Raw genomic sequence first — 16,965 nt, 5'->3', positions numbered from 1 at the left:
CCGTCGAGCGACGCACCCCGTTGCGCTGCGCTCACCCGAAGTTGGGCAGCACCAGCAGGATCCAGAGCACCAGCGGCGCCGCCGCCACGATGACCCCGCCGTAGACGAGCAGTTGCCGGAAGAAGGCGTCCTTGTCGACGTCCTTGGCGTTGGCCAGCACGATCGCGCCGTTGGTGGAGAAGGGGCTCACGTCGACCACGGTGGCCGCCACCGCGAACGCCGTGATCATGCCGATCGGCCCGACGCTGCCGGTCTGCAGGAACGGCACCGCCAGCGGGATGAGGGCGCCCATGATGCCCACCGAGGAGGCGAACGCCGACACGATCGCGCCGATGTAGCACAGCAGCAGCGCCGCCAGCAGCGGAACGCCGATGCCTGCCACGGAATGACCGACGTAGTCGATCGTGCCCATCTTCTCCAGCACGCCGACGTAGGTGAGCACACCGCAGATCAGCAGCACGGTCGGCCAGGCGACCTCGCTCGGCGCGGCCTTGCCCATCTTCGGCGAGAGCACGCTGAGCACCACCGCGATGCTCATCGCCATCAGACCGACGTCGAGGCCGAAGCCGAGCGTGGTGACCACCAGGACGCCCAGACCGGTCAGCGTCAGCAGCCGGTCCCGGTTGAGCTTGAGCTGCTCGACCCGGTCGTCGTCGGAGAGGTCCGCGCCGGTGCCGCCCGACCCGGTCGCGATGAGCTGCCGGGCTTCGGTGGCGCGGCGCAGCCGCAACCCGCCGAAGACCACGAACACCACGCCCGCGATCACCGCGTTGGCGGCGAAGCTGCCCAGGAACAGCACGACCGGACTGCCCGGAAGGCCGCTGTTGGCCACGACCTCGTTGACGATGCTGCCGTAGATGCTGATCGGGGAGAACCCGCCGGCCTGCGTGCCGTGCACGACCATCGCGCCCATCAGCAGCGGGTTGATCTTGTAGCGGGCGGCGAGGTTCAGCGCGATCGGCGCCACGATCGCCACCGCGGCCGGGCTGACCGCGCCGATCGCGGTGAGCACGGCGCCGATGCCGAACATCACCCACGGGATCAGGGCGATCCGGCCTCCGACCAGGCGGACCGCGCGTTGCACGACCCAGTCGGTCGTGCCGTTGGCCCGGGCTATCGCGAACAGGAACGTCACGCCCACCAGGACCACGAACAGGTCCCCGGGGAAGCCGTCGAAGATGTCGTCTTCGGACAGCCCGCCGAACACCGTGGCGACCAGGAACGCGGCTGCGAAGCACAGCACGCCCATGTTCACCGACAGCGTGGTGGCGATGACGAACGCGGCGACCAGCACCAGGATCGAGATGACTTCGGGCGGCACCTTTGCCTCCTTGCCTGCGCGGGCCCGCGCGCCACGAGGGGGTGTGGCGCGCGGCACAGTGGCTCACTGGCTCAGCCACTTTCCGTGAATCGCGCGGCGAAGTCAATACCGAACTGGTCGACTGGCTCAGCCAGTTCCGGCTCACCGGCCGCGAGGCCGGGGCGCTCGGCGGATCAGCGCCAGCCGAGTTCCGGGGCCACGTGGCGGAGGATGCTGTCGATGACGTGGGCGTTGTAGTCCACGCCCAGCTGGTTGGGGACGGTGAGCAGCAGGGTGTCGGCCGCGGCGATCGCCTCGTCCTCGGCCAGCTGCTTGACCAGGACGTCCGGCTCGGCCGCGTAGGACCGGCCGAAGACGGCCCGGGTGTGGGCGTCGATGTTGCCGATCTTGTCCTCGGTGTTGCCCTCGTCCCCGAAGTACATGTCGTCGAGGTCGTTGACGATGGCGAAGATGCTGCGGCTGACCGACACGCGCGGCTCGCGCGCGTGCCCCTCGGCCCGCCAGGCCTCCCGGTATGCCTCGATCTGCTTGCGCTGCTGGACGTGCAGCGGCTCACCGCTCTCGTCGTCCTTGAGGGTCGAGCTCTGCAGGTTCATCCCGAGCTCGGCCGCCCACCGCGCCGTGGCGTTGGAACCAGACCCCCACCAGATGCGGTCGCGCAGGCCCGGCGAGTGCGGCTCGACGCGCAGCAGACCGGGCGGGTTCGGGAACATCGGCCGCGGGTTGGGCTGGGCGAACCCGCCTCCCTTGAGGACCTCCATGAGCACCTCGGTGTGGGTGCGCGCCATGTCGGCGTCGGACTGGCCCTCCGGGGGCTGGTAGCCGAAGTAGCGCCAGCCGTCGACGACCTGCTCCGGCGATCCCCGGCTGATCCCCAGCTGCAGCCTGCCGTCGGAGATGAGGTCCGCCGACCCCGCGTCCTCGGCCATGTAGAGCGGGTTCTCGTAGCGCATGTCGATCACGCCGGTGCCGATCTCGATCCGGCTGGTCCGCGCCCCGATCGCCGCCAGCAGCGGGAACGGCGAGCCGTACTGCCGCGCGAAGTGGTGCACGCGGAAGTAGGCGCCGTCGGCGCCGAGCTCTTCGGCGGCCACCGACAGGTCGATGGCCTGGTGCAGGGCGTCGGAGGCCGTCCGCGTCTGCGAGTGCGGCGAGTCCGACCAGTGCCCGAAGGACAGGAACCCGATCTTTTTCACAGTGGGTTCAACGCCGGCCGCTGGGATTTGTTTCCCGGGTGTGAGCCGGACCGCGCTGGGTGAAGGGCCGCATCAGCAGCTTGTGCGCGGGCGTCTCCACCGCACGGGTGAGCACCCAGCCCAGCAGGGTGCCGGTGGCCAGCATCGCCACCGTCTGCGTGACGGTGTCCACGCCCACGTCCTGCAGCTTGCGCAGCACGATGTAGCCGATCGCCTGGTGCATCAGGAACGTGCCGTACGAGATGCCGGCGAACCAGCTCACCGCGCGGCGCGCCAGCGGCGGCATCGGCATGTCCGGGGAGCGCGCGACCAGCGCGATCAGGCACATGCCGATGGCGACGGCGACCGAGGACCCGGTGTCGGCGAGCAGCCCCTCGGGGGTGCGCGTGTAGTTGTGCACCTCCTGGGCCACCATGCACAGCCCCAGCAGGGTCGCGAAGTGCGGTGTGCTCAGGCGCTTGACCGACCACATCCAGATCGCCACACCGGCGACGAAGAGGTGCCAGCGGTGCATGCCGATGCCGTCGACCACCACTCGGTAGCTCTCGACCGGGTCGTTGATGCGGATCGGCCACTGCAGCAGCGGCAGGACCACCGCGACCCACATGATGATCAGCATTCGCCTGCCGTGGCCCCAGCTGCTCTTGTAGAGCAGCGCTGCGGCGGTGAAGCCCATCAGCTGCAGCGGAACCGTCCAGTGCGAGCCGTCGATGAACGGGTAGTACTGCGGTTTCCAGTGCCACAGCATCAGCAGGTTCGCCCGCAGGTCCTCGGGCAGCGGGAAGAACCAGCCCTCGATCGGGAACGCCCGCAGGACGAAGTAGCTGATCACCACCGCCGCCAGGAACGAGGGCAGCAGCCGGGCGATCCGGCCCCACCAGTAGCGCAGCATCGTGCCGCGGCCGATCGTCACGCAGGCGAAGTAGGCGGAGACGACCAGCAGCATGCTGGCGCCGACCTGGTAGGGGAACTCGAAGGCGCGCGGTTCCAGCTCGGGGTGGAGGAAGACGCTCAGGCTGGTGGAGTGGTACAGCATCACCAGCATCACGCAGCCGGCCCGAACCAGATCCCAGCTGATCTTCCGGCTGCTCTTGGACCCGCCGGATCCGGCTGTTGTCACGCTTGTTGCTCTTCCTCTGCCGCAGTTACCGGGCCCAGCCTCACCCACGCAGGCGGATTTCTCCATCGGGGTTGACACCCATTCCGCGCGCCCAACCACCCGTATGGGTGTTCGAACTGCGCCCGGTGGTCGAATGAGGGGATTCGGGAGGTGCGGACGTGTCCTTGTTCTGGCGGGTGTTCCTGCTCAACGCCGCAGTGTTCACCGCTGCGACCGCGCTGCTGGTGCTCAGCCCGGCCACGGTGTCCACGCCCGTGCTGCCCGCCGAGGGCCTGATCCTGGTCGCCGGGCTGGCCGCGATGCTCGTGGCCAACGCGCTGCTCCTGCGCATCGGGTTCCTGCCGCTGCGGCGGCTGACCCGCGCGATGACCACCATCGACCTGCTGCGGCCGGGTTCGCGCCCGCCGGTGTCCGGGCACGGCGGGATCGCGGACCTGATCAAGGCGTTCAACGCGATGCTCGACCGGCTGGAGATCGAGCGCGCCACCAGCAACGCCCGGGCCCTGTCGGCGCAGGAGGCCGAACGGCGGCGCATCGCCCGCGAGCTCCACGACGAGGTCGGGCAGAGCCTGACCGCGGTGCTGCTGGAGATGCGGAGGGTGTCCGACGACGCGCCGGAGGCCGTGGCCACCGCTCTGCACCAGGTGCAGGAGACCACCCGCGACAGCCTCGACGAGATCCGCCGCATCGCCCGGCGGCTGCGCCCCGGGGTGCTGGAGGAGCTGGGCCTGGCCAGCGCGCTCAAGTCGCTGGCCGGCGAGGTCGGCGGCGGTGTGGCGCGCTGCCGGATCGACGGCGAGCTGCCCGAGCTCGGCGAGGAGGTCGAGCTCGTCATCTACCGGGTGGCGCAGGAGAGCATCACCAACGCCGTCCGGCACGCCGCGGCCACCCGCATCGACCTGAGCGTCCGCGTCGGTCAGTCCGTCGTGCGGCTGCGGGTGCGCGACGACGGGGTGGGCATCGGTGACGCCCCGGAGGGCGCGGGCATCCGCGGAATGCGGGAGCGCGCGCTGCTCGCCGGTGCGGTGCTCGCGGTCGAGCCCGGTCCGGAGGGCGGAACGGAAGTGCGGCTCGACGTGCCGATCCAGGACGGGGGCGGGCGATGACCGACCCCACGCGGATCCTGCTCGCCGACGACCACGTGCTGGTCCGGCGCGGGGTCCGGCTCATCCTCGACAACGAACCCGACCTCACCGTCGTCGCCGAGGCCGGCGACGGGGCCGAGGCGGTCGAGCTCGCCCGGACCCGGCACCCGGACCTGGCGATCCTCGACATCGCGATGCCGCGGCTGACCGGGCTGCAGGCGGCGCGCCAGCTGATCCGGCTGCAACCGGACCTGCGGGTGCTGATCCTGACGATGTACGACAACGAGCAGTACCTGTTCGAGGCGCTCAAGTCCGGCGCCTCCGGGTACGTGCTGAAGTCCGTCGCCGACCGCGACCTGGTGGAGGCCTGCCGCGCGGCGATGCGCGGCGAGCCGTTCCTGTACCCGGGCGCCGTGACCGCGCTGATCCGCAACTACCTCGACCGCGCGGGGCAGGGCGAGGCGGTCCCGGACCGGGCCATCACCGATCGGGAGGAGGAGATCCTGAAGCTGGTCGCCGAAGGGCACTCCTCGAAGGAGATCGCCGATCTGCTCGTCATCAGCATCAAGACCGTCGAGCGCCACCGCTCCAACCTCATGGCGAAGCTGGGCATGAAGGACCGGTTGGAGCTCACCCGCTACGCGATCCGGGCCGGACTCATCGAACCCTGAGGACGCGCCTCCCGGCGTCCGGTCGGCGCGCGTCGGACCGAATTGGTCAACGTCGCTCCCTCGTCCGGGTCAAACCGCGCCGAAGTGCCACGGCGCGGACGGCGGTTCCGTGATCATGCGATATCACCGAGCATGAAATCTCGCCTCCCCGAAGGAGTTCGGACATCGTGACGACGCGACCGAAGATCCTGGCCGTCTACTTCCTGATGGCCTGCCGGTTCGGCGCAGCGGCGGGCAGGTCCGCCGTGCGTCTCCCCAGCGGAAGCAAGGTGACGCGGTCCGCGGGGTGAAAGAGCGTCACTCATCGCGTGTTCGGCTCATCTGACGCGGCTTTCGCGTAGCGCTCGGCGAGTTGCGCGCAGGCGGTCCTGAGCTCCGCGGGGCCGATCACCTCCACTTCCGCGTCGTACTTGCCGAGCTCGGCGGCCAGCGAACGCCAGGACCACGAGCCCAGGGTGAGTCGACACCGGTTCTGCGCCAGCTCCTCGACGACGCCGTCGTAGGTGTAGCGCGACACCGTGGCCGCAGGCAGGTCGAGGACGACAGTTCCTTGGCACGGCCAGGTTTCGGCGCCCTGGAATCGACCGCGGACGAACGCCGTCACGTCCCCGCCCGGGAGTGATCGCGGACCGAAGCGCGGTCCGGTCGGGGTGCGCGGCGTGATGCGATCGGCGCGGAAGATCCGCCAGTCGTCGCGGTCGAGGTCCCAGGCGACCAGGTACCAGCGCCCGCCCCAGGTGATCAGGTGGTGCGGGTGCGTCCGGCGTGGAGCGTCGGAGCCGCTGTAGTCGAAGCGCAGTTCCTCGCGCGCGTGCACCGCGCCGCTGAGCGCCATCAGCACCTCGCTGTCGACCCGGTGCGCCGTGCTGCGCTCCACAGCGGTCACCTGCAGCGAGTCGATCCGGTGCCGCAGCCGGGACGGCATCACCTGGCGCACCGTGGTCAGCGCGCGGGTCGCGGCCTCCTCGATGCCCGCACCCGCGGTGGTCGCGATGCGCAGCGCGATGGCCAGCGCGACCGCCTGCTCGTCGTCGAACAGCAGCGGCGGCAGGTTGCTGCCCGCCTCCAGGCGGTACCCGCCGTCGGGGCCCTTGACCGTCGAGATCGGATAGCCCAGCTCGCGCAACCGGTCGATGTCCCGGCGCACCGTGCGATCGCTGACCTCCAGGCGTTCGGCCAGCAGCGAACCGGGCCAGTCCCGTCGTGCCTGGAGCAGGGACAGCAGCGCGAGCAGCCGGGCTGAAGTGGTCGGCATGAACCCCATCGTGCACCCGGTAGCGGACACATCCTGACCGCTACCGGTGCCATCCTGCCGTTATGACCACTGCTGAGAAAGCACTCGAAATCGAAAAGCGCGATCTGCTCGCCGAGCTGGCCACCGCGCGCGAACAGGTGCTCACCACCGTGCGCGGCCTCACCGACGAACAGCTGGGCGAACGCCCGACCCGCAGCGGGTTGTGCCTGGGCGGCATCGTCAAGCACGTCGCCAGCACCGAGGAGGCGTGGATGGGGTTCGTGCTGGAAGGCCAGTCCGCCATGTCCTTCTCCCTGCCCGACGGCGTCACCTGGGCCGACATCGAGGCCGGCACCGCGCGGGAGTACCCGCAGTGGATGACCGATCGGCTCAACGACTTCCAGATGCTTCCCGGCGACGCCCTCGACGGGATCGTGGAGCGCTACGAGCAGGTGGCCGCTCGCACCGAGGAGGTCGTCACCGCGCTGCCCGACCTGCTGATCGAGCACGCGGTGCCGGAGGCGCCCTGGAACGAGCCCGGCACGGTGCTCAGCGCTCGGCGGGTGCTGCTGCACGTGATCTCCGAGACCGCCCAGCACGCGGGGCACGCGGACATCATCCGCGAGTCGATCGACGGCCGGACCACCACCTGAGCGCGTGGTGGTTCTCGACGACCGGGCGCTCAACCGCGCGAGCCTGGCCCGGCAACTGCTGCTCGAACCCGCCGAACTCGCGCCGCACGACGCCGTCGCGCACCTGTGCGGCCTGCAGGCGCAGGAACCGCAGGAGCCCTTCGTCGGCCTCTGGTCCCGGCTGCGCGCCTTCGACCCGGCGGAGCTCTCGGAGCTGCTGACCGAGAGGCGGGTGGTGCGGACGCACCTGATGCGCCGCACCATCCACCTGCTGACCGCCCCGGACGTGCTGGCCTGGCGAACGCGCCACGAGGCGATGCTGCTGCAACGGGTCCTCGGGGTCTACCGCCGCGAGCTGGCGGGGGTAGACCTCGACGAGCTCGCGGCGGCGGGCCGGGAGGTACTGGCCGGAGGCGAGCCGCAGTCGATGGCCGACCTCGGCCGGGCGGTGGCCCCGCGCTGGCCCGGAACCAGCTCTCGCGCTCTGGGGGAGACGCTGGTCGGAGCGTTGATCCCGGTGGCCCAGCTGCCCCCGCGCGGACTGTGGCGGACCGGGGGAGCGGCGCGCTACCTGCCGATCTCGACCTGGCTGGGCCACGAGGTCGAGCCGGAGTCCCCGGGTGACGAGGCCGGGCGGGAACTCGTGCGTCGCTACCTCGCGGCGTTCGGCCCCGCCGCCACCGCCGACATCCGCGCCTGGTCGGGTCTGGCGGGCCTGCCCGGTGCCGTCAAGGCGGTGCGCGAGGAACTCGTGTCGTTCCGGGACGAGCGCGGTCGCGAGCTGCTGGACCTGCCCGACGCGCCGCGTCCGGACCCGGACGTGCCCGCGCCCGTGCGGTTCCTGCCGGCCTTCGACAACGCGGTCCTCGGGTACCACGATCGCAGCCGCGTCATCGACGACGAGCACCGCGGGTTGTCGGTGGCCGGCGAGCGCGTCGTCCTGGTGGACGGGCGCGTCGCCGGAACCTGGCGGTGCGCGGACGGGACGGTGAGCATCGCGCCGTTGCACCGGCTCTCCCGCCGCGACCGGACCGAGGTGCTCGAACGGGGTGGTGCGCTGGCGTCGTTCCTGTCGGACGGGAACAGCGACCGAGCCCGCGTCGAGTAGGCCTCAACGCCGGGCTCGGCCTCGGCGCGTCCGGCGGGCCCGGTTCCGCGCTGACCGGCGACGCGCCGTGATGTGGTGGCGATTCGATCAATCGGTGTGCACAGTGAAGGGCATGTTGTTCCGCGTACCCGCGCCCTCTGACGTCCTCGGACTCGCGAAGTCCACCGTGAGCTGGGCGACCGAATCGGCCACCGCCGTGGCCACCGCTCCGACCCGCGTCCTCGGGCTCCTCGGTGACGCGGAGCAGCTCGTCGGCCGCATCTCCGCGGTCGTCGACCAGGTCGAGGACCTGGTGCAGCGCGCCAACGGCACCGTCGCGGACGCTCAGGACACGATCCAGGACGCCCGGGCGGTGGCCGTCGCGGCGGCGCCGATCGTCTCCGACGCCGGTCGCGTCTCGTCGATGGCCGAAGCGGTGGTCGGGCGCGCGAGCGGGGTGTGCGACGACGCGGCGAAGACCGTGGACCAGGCGCGGCGCACCTCCGCCGACGCCGACGAGCTGCTCGCGGTCTACGCGCCGACGGCGAAGAAGGCCGCGCCGCTGCTGGACCGGTTCGTCGACGAGCTCTCCGACTCCGAGGTCGACGCGGCGATCCGCCTGGTCGACGAGCTCCCGCAGCTCACCGAGCACGTCCTGTCCGACATCCTGCCGATCCTGCGCACGCTCGACAGGGTCGGCCCGGAGATCCACGAACTCCTGGAGGTCACCTACGACGTCCGCCGGGCGATCGCCGGCATCCCCGGCTTCCAGTTCTTCCGACGCCGCGGGGAGGACAAGGTCGGCGACGAGGAGGACGGGAAGCCCCAGGCCGTGACGGCGGGGAGCTGATCACCCGGCGGATTCGCGGGAGCGTCCGGTCAGTTCCGGGCTCGCTCGGCCGGAACGGCCTCACCCATCGGCCTCACCCATCGGCACCGCCGGAACCGCCGCGGTCATCTCGGTGGCAAGCGACGACGACAACGGCTGGAGGGGCTGTACCGGTGTCGCCGCCGTCGCGGCGATGGCTGAGGTGAACTCCGTCCCCGGTGCGGTGTGAACGCTCCAGACCACGACGTCGTCGGCGTTGCGCAGCTCGACACCGTCGTCGCCGACCGTGAGCGCGACGCCCGGGTTGCCCTCGGTTCCGGTGGACCACACGATCCGGCCGCGCCGGTCGTAGAGGACGAGGTCGCCGCTGTCCAGCAGCTTGCAGCGGCCGGTCCCGCGGAACTGGGTGTCGGACGCCCAGAGCGCGCCGCGGCCTTCGTTGCTGTAGAGCACCAGGTTCCCGTCGTCCTGGTGGGTCAGCGTGTGACGACCGGACTCCGAGGTCAGCGACTGGCGGCCGAGGGTCTCGCCGGGCAGCATCCGGTCACCGATCGCGGCCGGGCCCGAGGGCACGACCGAGGCGCTCCCGGTGGACCAGACGGTCTCGCCGTCGACGTCGGTGATGACGACGTCGCCGTCGTCGCGCACCGCGAGCGCGGCGGCCGGTCGGGTCGCCCCGCTGCGCCAGATCCGCCTGCCCTGCGGGGAGAACAGGGTGAGCCCGTCGGTCTCGCGCAGCGCGCAGAACGCGGTGTCGGCGCCGCAGGTGTCCGAGGCCCACCACGCGCGCAGCGACTCGTTGTCGTAGAGCACGACGTTGCCGTCGTCCTGGTGCACCAGCGAGAAGCGGCCGTTCGGCGAGGTGAGGGACTCGCGGCGCAGCGTCTGGCCGACGCGCATCTCGTGACCGGTGGCGAAGTCGGCCAGTGCGTAGTCGCCCAGAACCGAAGCGTTCAGCGCCGCATTGTTCAGCGCCGGGTCGTTCAGCGCGCAGTGCGCGGTCTCGTCCGGACCGGTGCCGCCGTCGTCGGGCGCGTCGTCCTCGTCGCCGTCGTCGGTGAGGATGAAGAAGTCCGTGACGAAGCAGGTGATCTCACCGTCGGCGTTGCGGCCGACCCAGGTCGGGTAGTGCCCGTCGCCTCCGCCGGAGGAGCACACGACGACGATCGTGCGGTCCTCGTCGTCGGTGAGCTTGCCGACGCCGGTGAAGTCGCGTTCCTCCAGGCATTCCAGGACGCGGTCGATGTACTCCTCGTCGTCGCAGTGCGCGAGGTTGCCCGCGTCGACGAAACCGCCGGTGCCGCCGTCGACGGGGTAGCCGAAGAACGAGTCGCCGTCCAGCGTCGCCGGGTCCTGCCCGGCGACCACGGCCATCTCCCAGGACGCGGTCGGTTCGTCGCGGACCTGGAGCTTGATCGCGGCCACCGCCTGGTACCAGCTCGGCTGGTCGGCCTCGCCGAACCGGGCCTCGGCCAGCACCACCGGGTAGGTGCCGGGCGGGACGTCCTGGACGAACGCCCCGTCCTCGGCCGAGCCGAACATGAACGGCTCACCGGCGCAGACCTTGCCCGAGGGCATCCACAGCGAGGTCTCCTGGTGCAGCCGGACGGTGGCGCCGTCGCCGTCGGACAGCGCGTGGCGGGAACCGTCGACGAAGATCTGGTCGAAGTCGGGGGCGGGGATCGGCATGGGGGCTCTTCCGTTGATCGGTCGGGGTCGTTGTGAACACGTGGCGGGGGCCGCCTTCGGTTCTGAGCACCTCGCCGTCGGACCCGGCGGTCGCCGCGCGGACGCGGTGGATCCGCGCGGCGACCGCAGAGGGCCTCCGGTCCCGCTTTCCCACTCTGCAGTTGTCAAACAGCAAGCCACGCGGGCATGTTCGGTCGACCGGCCCGGAGGTCGGTGCGGTGTCATGCGGTCAGCGGCGGTGGGCCGCGCGAGAGTGACGGGCGGATCGTCGATTCCTGGTGCGGTGCGGTCTTCGTCGTGATCACCGGCGTGCTCGTTCCGGCCACTGTGGACGTTCGACGGGGTGCGGACCTGGGGTTGCTCGCTTTCGAACTCATGTACTAAATGATGCCCCACGCCATTCGAAAACGCGAGCGAATGGGCATCGCCGGATGGGGTGGTCCAGGCGATCACTCTGCGAAACGAATTGATGTGAAAGACTTTTCAGTCGACCTCGGTCGAGTGGTGGTGCTCGGGTGGTAGCAACGCCGGGTACCAGATGTCGGTCAACGTCACCGCGGGATCGGTGTCACCGGTGTCCAACGTGCCCTGCACGGCCCAGCGGGTGAAGAACCGCTCCAGCTGGGTCACCAGGAGTCCGACTCGCAGCCGCGCCTCCTCGGAGCGGGCCTCGCCCCACCGCTCGAGGTAGCGCGGCATCGCCGCCGGCAGCTCCGCGACCGCCTCGGTCGCGATCGGCCGGAACGAGGGCTCCAGGGCCACCGCCTCGTCCCACACCGGCAGGATGTCCCGGTTGCGCTCGAACCAGGCCACCGCGCGGCGCAGCCACTCGGCGAACTCGGCGCGCGAGCCGGTGGCCAGCACCTCGTCCAGGTCGGCGTAGACCGAGACCGCGCGCTGCTGCACCGTTTCGGCGCCGATCCGTCGCAGCACGTCCGGCTTCCCGCTGAAGTGCAGGTAGAACGTCGCGCGGCTGCAACCGACCTCGGTGGTGATGTCGTCGACGGTGACCGCCGCGTAGCCGCGCTCGACGAACAGCCGCCGGGCGGCGGTCAGCAGGGCGCCGCGGGTTCGCTGCTTCTGCTGCTGCCGGAGGGTCGTCACCGGGCCGACCCTACCGTCCACTCACTAGACATTGCGTCAGCGAAATGGCAGAGTCGATCGACGATCGCCCCGCCGCCGGGGTCTTCCGGGACCGCTCCGCGCGGGGTCGATCGGAAGCGCTCCGCGCCCGGGACCGCTCCGCACCCGGGACGCGATCAGCGATCGCATCGCGACGAGGAGGTTGTCGATGGGTTCGGATCCGGTGGTCTGCATCATCGGGGCCGGGTGCTCCGGCTTCACCACCGCCAAGCGGCTGCGCGACGCGGGGATCCGCTACGACTGCTTCGAGGAATCCGACGACGTCGGCGGCAACTGGTACTTCGACAACCCCAACGGCCGGTCCGCCTGCTACGAGTCCCTGCACATCGACACCTCGACCACCCGCCTGCAGTTCGAGGACTTCCCGGCCGCCGGGGACTGGCCGGACTTCCCGCACCACACGCTGATCCACCGGTACTTCCGCGACTACGTCGAGCACTTCGGCCTGCGCGAGACCATCACCTTCAACACCCGCGTGGAGCACGCCGGGCGCACCGCCGACGGGCGCTGGCGAGTCCGGTTGAGCAGCGGGGAGACCCGCGAGTACGACGCGCTGGTCGTCGCCAACGGGCACCACTGGAGCCCGCGCACCCCGCAGTACCCGGGCGAGTTCCGCGGGACGACCCTGCACAGCCACTCCTACCGCAGCCCGTTCTCGCCGGTGGACATGCGCGGCAAGCGGGTCGTGGTGGTGGGCATGGGCAACTCGGCGCTGGACATCGCCTCGGAGCTCTCGCACCGCTCCATCGCCGAGCACGTGTGGGTCTCGGCGCGCCGGGGCGTGTGGGTGCTGCCGAAGTACCGCGGCGGCAAGCCCGCCGACAAGCTGATGATGCCGCCCTGGATGCCCAAACCGCTGGCGCTCCGCCTGGCGCGCAAGGCCATTCGCAGCAACGTCGGCGCCATGAGCGACTACGGCCTGCCCGAACCCGACCACGAGCCGCTGTCCGCGCACCCCTCGGTGAGCATCGACTTCCTCGCCAAGGCCGGGTCCGGCGATTTGACCTGCGTTCCCGCGATCAGCAGGCTCGACGGCGACGAGGTCGAGTGCTCCGACGGCACGCGCATCGCGGCCGACGTCATCGTGTTCGCCACCGGGTACGCGATGAGCTTCCCGTTCTTCGACGACGACGCGCTGCAGCCGGACGTCGATCACCGGTTCCCGCTGTACAAGCGCATCCTCAAGCCGGGCATCGACAACCTCTACTTCGCCGGGCTCGCACAGGCCTCGCCGACGATCGTCAACCTCGCCGAGCAGCAGAGCAAGCTCATCGCCGCGCACCTCACCGGCGAGTACCGGTTGCCCGAGCCGGACCGGATGCGGCGGATCATGGCGCAGGACGAGCGCAAGCACCTGGGCCAGTACTACGACGCGCCGCGGCATACCATCCAGCTCGACTTCGCCCGATACGTCCGCGATCTGCACCGCGAGATCGCCGCAGGCAGGAAGCGAGCCCGATGATGAACGGGACCCCGATGATGAACGGGCACTGCGCACCCCGGTTCGCGCCGCTGCGGGACCTGCTGGAACGCCGGTTGGCCGACGGCGACGAGCGCGGCGCCTCGCTGTGCGTGATCCAGGACGGCGAGACCGTCGTGGACCTGTGGGCCGGGGAGGCCTCCGAGGGCGTGCCGTGGGAGTCCGACACGCTGGTCAACACGTTCTCGGTGACCAAGACGATGCTCGCGCTGGTGGTGCTGTCGCTGGCCGATTCCGGCGAGCTGGACCTGGACGCGCCGGTGGCGCGCTACTGGCCGGAGTTCGCCGAGAAGGGCAAGTCCGGGGTGCTGGTCCGGCACGTTCTCGGGCACACCAGCGGACTTCCGGGCTGGGACGCGACGATGACCGTCGAGGACCTCTACGACACGCGCCGGGCGGCCGCGCTGCTGGCCGCGCAGGAGCCGTGGTTCGCGCCGGGGGACGGGTCCGGCTACCAGGCGATCAGCCACGGCCACCTGCTCGGCGAACTCGTGCTGCGGGCCACCGGGAGCACCGCCGGGGAGCTGCTGCGCACCCGCTTCGCCGAGCCGCTGGAGGCCGATTACTGGCTCGGCGCACCGGAATCGGTGGACGCCCGGGTCGCGCGGCTCAAGTCGCCGCCGCACGCGCCGGAGCTGGGGGAGTTCGGGCAGCGGGCGCTGCTCAACCCGGTGCTGTCGATGAAGGTGACGACCACGCGGGAGTTCCTGGGCGCCGAGCTAGGCGGGTTCAACGGCCAGGGCAACGCGCGCTCGGTGGCCCGGATGCAGTCGCCGATCTCGCACGGTGGCGAGATCGGGGGCAGGCGTTACCTGTCGCCGCAGGTCATCGAGCGGATCTTCGAGGTCCAGTCCGATTCCCGCGACCGGGTTCTGGGGCACCGCATCCCGTTCGGGATGGGTTACGCGCTGCCGACGCCGAACCTGATGCCCACGCCGTCCGGGCGGATCTGCTGGTGGGTCGGGCACGGTGGCGCCGTGGTGGTCAACGACCTCGACCGCCGGACGACCCTGGCGTACGCGATGAACAAGATGGCGGCCGAACTCGTCGGAGCGGCCAAGACCCGCGACTACGTGCGCGCGACCTACGAGTGCCTGGGGTCCTGAGCGCGATGCCGGCGCTCCCGAGCGGGAACGCCGGCATCGCGGTCGGCATCAGGCGCCGAAGCCCTTGAAGATCGTGGTGAACTCGAAGGGCTGCTGCTCGATGCTGCTGCAGGTCGGGGACACCGCGCCGCCCGGGCAGTCACCGTTGTCGCGGCCGGCCGACCAGAAGGACAGCAGGCCGATCTTGTTGGTGTTGGCCCAGTCCAGCAGCTGACGCGCGTGGTCCTGGGTGAAGATGTTGCCGTTGAAGTTGCGGCCGATCATCGGCGTCACGCCCAGCCGCGCCTTGAGATCGGCGTCGCTGAGGTCCGGCCAGATCTCCTTCATCTGGCGCAGGGTGCTCTCGGCGGCGGCGATCACCGCGTCGCCCCACGGCTTCTGGGAACCGAACTCCATGGTCATCGGGTTGACCAGGACGTCGACGCCGTGCGCGGCGGCGCTCTGCAGCACCTGCACCGAGTAGGGGTCCAGGCCGGTTTCGTCGGCCTGCACGCGCAGCGTGTAGCTGACCTTGGTGCCGCGCTCGGCCTGCAGCTTGGCCAGCGCCTCGTTGACGAGGTCCTGCGGGATGTTGGCCTCGACGTCGACGTCGAGGTGGTTGGCGCCGGTCGCGTCGAGGATCGCCTTGTAGGCGTTGAGCAGCTCGTCCGCGCTGCCGCAGACGCTCTCCAGGTAGGGGCCCATCGCGCCGCCGGTGGCGACGATGACGTCGCCGCCCTGCGCCCGCAGCTCGTCGATCTGGCCCTTGATGGCCGGGTCGTCGACGGGCCGCTCGCCGCCCCACATCGGGGTGCAGCCCGCGGCGCTGCCGAGGACGAAGGCCAGCGTGAAGTGCTGCTGCCCGGTGGCCTCGGCGACCTCGGCGAGGGTGGGCTTCTCCTGCATCACGTCGATGTAGGGCGCGGTCTTGATCTCGGCGGGGGCCGGGGCTTCCTGGGCGAGGGCGGAACCCGCGGCCAGCGGCAGCATCGAACCGGCGACCAGGGCGGTCACGATCTTCCGGGACATTCGCATGGTGATCCTCCGGGGCGTCACTGGAACTCGGCGATGATCTTGGTGAACTCGTAGGGCTGCTGCTCGACGCTGCTGCACTTGCCGTCGGCCCAGCCGCCGGGTTCGGTGCAGACGCGGTCGCGGTTGAGCGCCCAGTAGGAGAGGCGGCCGATCTGCTTCTGCTGGGCGTAGTCCAGCAGTGCGCGGAAGGTGTCCGGGGTGAACAGCTCGGACGGCTGGTCGGTGTGGCCGTTCATGAGGATCAGGCCGGTGCGCGCGTAGGCCGCGGCGTCGTCGAACTCGGGGTGGATCTGGCGCAGCTGCTGGTGGAAGGCCTCGGCGACGGAGATGGCGCTGTTGGCCATGTCCTGGCCGGGCCCGCCGTAGTCGAAGTCCATGATCTTGAATAGGTCGATCTCGGCACCCATGTCCTTGGCGCGCTGGATCTCGGCCTTGCCGGCCTCGTTGAGGCCGACGGTGGTCATCGGCAGCGTGAGGGTGACGTGCAGGTCGGGGTTGCGCTCCTTGAGGATCTTGATGGCCTCGAAGCGCTTGGTCTCGTTGGGCACGTCGCCGAGGTCGTCGCCCTCGATGTCGAGGTCGATGTGGTTCAGCTCGTACTTGTCGATCACCTGCTGGTAGGCGTCGGCGAGCGCGGGGGCGTCGGCGCAGGCGGTGGCCAGCTCGATGCCGTTGTAGCCGCCGAAGGACACCGACAGGTTGCCGCCCGCGGCGCGCACCGCGTCGGCCTTGGCCTTCACGGCGGTGTCGGTGGCGACCTCCTGGCCGGGCTTGCCGTCCCAGGTGGGCGTGCAGGAGTCGGTGGACGGTGCCAGGGCGAAGGCGAAGATGTAGTCCTTCTGCCCGCTGGACTCGATCGCCTCGGCGATGTCCTGCGGGTTGTTGTCCAGCGGCATGTAGTAGGGGGCCGCCTTGAGCTCGCCCGGCGCGGCCTGCGCGGTCAGGGCGCCCGCGATCGGCAGCATCAGCAGACCGGCCGCGAGCGCGGCCCATCGGATCGGTTTCCTCGTCACAGGGGTCTCCCCTCAGGACGACCCGGCGTGCGGCTTCGGGTCGTGAATCGATCCGGAACGCGGCGCGCTCGGCCCCGGAGAACGGTCGGGTGGAATTTGCGATAGCGCGGCAGAACGTATGGTCCGGCCTGTGCCGTGTCAACGGGTCTAGACCAGATTGGCGAAACTCCGAAACGGAGATCGTCGAGGTAGGGGCGCCGAAACCGGCTGCGGGAAGAGGCGATTCGGCTGGTCATCGCAATTTGGATCGCGAATTCGCACCATTGCCGGACCGGTCGGGATCGCATTCTCGAGAAAGTGGCAAAATCCCAGTCGAAGTCGGTTCTTCCCGGTTGGGGCGACGTC

General features: G+C 70.5%; 16 protein-coding genes. 8 read left to right on the top strand and 8 right to left on the bottom strand.

Annotated elements, in window-relative coordinates; all coding sequences use genetic code 11:
• Positions 1-31: 31 nt before the first annotated feature.
• The 3 genes from QFW96_RS00570 to QFW96_RS00560 form a co-directional block, all read right to left on the bottom strand.
• Positions 32-1,321 (bottom strand): SLC13 family permease, encoded by a 1,290-nt coding sequence (locus tag QFW96_RS00570; protein ID WP_281453465.1) that lies wholly within the window; start codon positions 1,319-1,321, stop codon positions 32-34.
• A 173-nt stretch (positions 1,322-1,494) separates the two neighbouring features.
• Positions 1,495-2,517: an LLM class flavin-dependent oxidoreductase gene (locus tag QFW96_RS00565; protein ID WP_281453464.1), complete on the bottom strand. Its 1,023-nt coding sequence runs from the start codon at positions 2,515-2,517 to the stop codon at positions 1,495-1,497.
• Positions 2,518-2,524: 7 nt separating this feature from the next.
• A complete protein-coding gene (locus QFW96_RS00560; protein WP_281453463.1) occupies positions 2,525-3,637 on the bottom strand; it encodes an acyltransferase family protein in 1,113 nt (370 codons plus the stop codon).
• A gap of 158 nt (positions 3,638-3,795) precedes the next feature.
• Here QFW96_RS00560 and QFW96_RS00555 point away from each other — a divergent pair, with 158 nt between their 5' ends.
• From QFW96_RS00555 to QFW96_RS00545, 3 genes are all read left to right on the top strand, one after another.
• Positions 3,796-4,743 carry a HAMP domain-containing sensor histidine kinase gene (locus tag QFW96_RS00555; RefSeq protein WP_281453462.1) on the top strand — a complete coding sequence of 316 codons (948 nt, stop codon included), beginning with the start codon at positions 3,796-3,798 and terminating at the stop codon, positions 4,741-4,743.
• The gene (locus QFW96_RS00550; RefSeq protein ID WP_281453461.1) at positions 4,740-5,393 is read left to right on the top strand and encodes a response regulator; all 654 of its coding nucleotides are present in this window, start codon (positions 4,740-4,742) and stop codon (positions 5,391-5,393) included. Before QFW96_RS00555 ends, QFW96_RS00550 begins: the two co-directional genes overlap by 4 nt.
• Before the next feature lie 167 nt (positions 5,394-5,560).
• Positions 5,561-5,683 (top strand): hypothetical protein, encoded by a 123-nt coding sequence (locus QFW96_RS00545; protein WP_281453460.1) that lies wholly within the window; start codon positions 5,561-5,563, stop codon positions 5,681-5,683.
• Between the two features lie 11 nt (positions 5,684-5,694).
• Here QFW96_RS00545 and QFW96_RS00540 read toward each other — a convergent pair whose 3' ends face one another.
• Positions 5,695-6,648 (bottom strand): helix-turn-helix transcriptional regulator, encoded by a 954-nt coding sequence (locus tag QFW96_RS00540; protein ID WP_281453459.1) that lies wholly within the window; start codon positions 6,646-6,648, stop codon positions 5,695-5,697.
• Positions 6,649-6,710: 62 nt separating this feature from the next.
• Here QFW96_RS00540 and QFW96_RS00535 point away from each other — a divergent pair, with 62 nt between their 5' ends.
• The 3 genes from QFW96_RS00535 (at position 6,711) to QFW96_RS00525 (ending at position 9,196) form a co-directional block, all read left to right on the top strand.
• Entirely contained in the window at positions 6,711-7,280 is a 570-nt protein-coding gene (locus QFW96_RS00535; RefSeq protein ID WP_281453458.1) for a DinB family protein, read from the top strand.
• Positions 7,281-7,284: 4 nt separating this feature from the next.
• Complete coding sequence (locus QFW96_RS00530) at positions 7,285-8,367, top strand: winged helix DNA-binding domain-containing protein (RefSeq protein WP_281453457.1); 1,083 nt, start codon at positions 7,285-7,287, stop codon at positions 8,365-8,367.
• Positions 8,368-8,479: 112 nt separating this feature from the next.
• Positions 8,480-9,196: a hypothetical protein gene (locus tag QFW96_RS00525; protein WP_281453456.1), complete on the top strand. Its 717-nt coding sequence runs from the start codon at positions 8,480-8,482 to the stop codon at positions 9,194-9,196.
• A 60-nt stretch (positions 9,197-9,256) separates the two neighbouring features.
• On the opposite strand, the gene QFW96_RS00520 is transcribed toward QFW96_RS00525, so the two are convergent.
• Together QFW96_RS00520 and QFW96_RS00515 are read right to left on the bottom strand one after the other, a co-directional pair.
• Positions 9,257-10,864, bottom strand: coding sequence for a DUF4241 domain-containing protein (locus QFW96_RS00520; protein ID WP_281453455.1), 1,608 nt, complete (start codon positions 10,862-10,864; stop codon positions 9,257-9,259).
• 483 nt (positions 10,865-11,347) lie between these two features.
• On the bottom strand, positions 11,348-11,968 hold the full coding sequence (locus QFW96_RS00515) for a TetR/AcrR family transcriptional regulator (RefSeq protein ID WP_281453454.1): 621 nt from the start codon (positions 11,966-11,968) through the stop codon (positions 11,348-11,350).
• A gap of 187 nt (positions 11,969-12,155) precedes the next feature.
• Between QFW96_RS00515 and QFW96_RS00510 the strand changes: the two genes are divergently transcribed.
• Together QFW96_RS00510 and QFW96_RS00505 are read left to right on the top strand one after the other, a co-directional pair.
• Positions 12,156-13,469, top strand: a complete 1,314-nt coding sequence (locus QFW96_RS00510; protein WP_281453453.1) for a flavin-containing monooxygenase — start codon at positions 12,156-12,158, stop codon at positions 13,467-13,469.
• Complete coding sequence (locus QFW96_RS00505) at positions 13,466-14,593, top strand: serine hydrolase domain-containing protein (RefSeq protein WP_281453452.1); 1,128 nt, start codon at positions 13,466-13,468, stop codon at positions 14,591-14,593. Before QFW96_RS00510 ends, QFW96_RS00505 begins: the two co-directional genes overlap by 4 nt.
• 48 nt (positions 14,594-14,641) lie before the next feature.
• On the opposite strand, the gene QFW96_RS00500 is transcribed toward QFW96_RS00505, so the two are convergent.
• A complete protein-coding gene (locus QFW96_RS00500; RefSeq protein ID WP_281453451.1) occupies positions 14,642-15,601 on the bottom strand; it encodes a chitinase in 960 nt (319 codons plus the stop codon).
• Positions 15,602-15,624: 23 nt separating this feature from the next.
• A complete protein-coding gene (locus QFW96_RS00495; protein ID WP_281453450.1) occupies positions 15,625-16,620 on the bottom strand; it encodes a chitinase in 996 nt (331 codons plus the stop codon).
• Between the last annotated feature and the right edge of the window lie 345 nt (positions 16,621-16,965).

This window comes from Saccharopolyspora ipomoeae, from assembly GCF_029952525.1.
Lineage (GTDB): Bacteria > Actinomycetota > Actinomycetes > Mycobacteriales > Pseudonocardiaceae > Saccharopolyspora > Saccharopolyspora ipomoeae.
Note: the sequence above shows the minus strand (reverse complement) of the source record. Positions and strands in the feature narration are given on the sequence as shown.